Consider the following 451-nt stretch of genomic DNA (forward strand, 5'->3'; position numbering starts at 1 on the left):
TGCTGGGACGATAGGGCCCAACAGGCTCGAACGTGCACGTTCCGACTTTTTGCATAACCTGTGAAGAACGATCTTCGCGTTGACCTCACCCTTTCGGCCCTCGAAGCTGGCTGCGAAAAGTTGCACGAAAGGGCCGCCCCATGCCCACGTCGAAGAAGCCCCGCAAGCCATCTCCCTACGCCGCGGGCAGGAGCGAGCTGGTGAAGCTGCCCGATCCTGCCGGGCTCGAACGTATCTGGAGAGACCTCGGCGCGGGACCGGACGAGGAAGCTCTCGGTGAAGCACAGGACCTGGTCTACGACGCTTGGGAAACCCCGGATGGCCGCAGCCGCTCAGCGCTTGCTCGCCAGGCCCTGAAGCTCTCTCCGTTCTGCGCGGATGCCTGGCTTATCCTGGCCGAGCGTCCGTCGCTCGGCGCGAAGGACCGACGGGACTTTCTCGAGCGCGCTGT

At 64.3% G+C, this 451-nt stretch carries 1 protein-coding gene; it reads left to right on the top strand.

What is annotated here, in order from left to right; genetic code table 11:
* Positions 1 to 200: 200 nt before the first annotated feature.
* A partial coding sequence (locus tag Q1A87_RS23780; RefSeq protein ID WP_299657360.1) for a hypothetical protein occupies positions 201 to 451 on the top strand: 251 nt, incomplete at its 3' end.

It is taken from the genome of uncultured Jannaschia sp., assembly GCF_947494055.1.
Classification (GTDB): Bacteria; Pseudomonadota; Alphaproteobacteria; order Rhodobacterales; family Rhodobacteraceae; genus Jannaschia.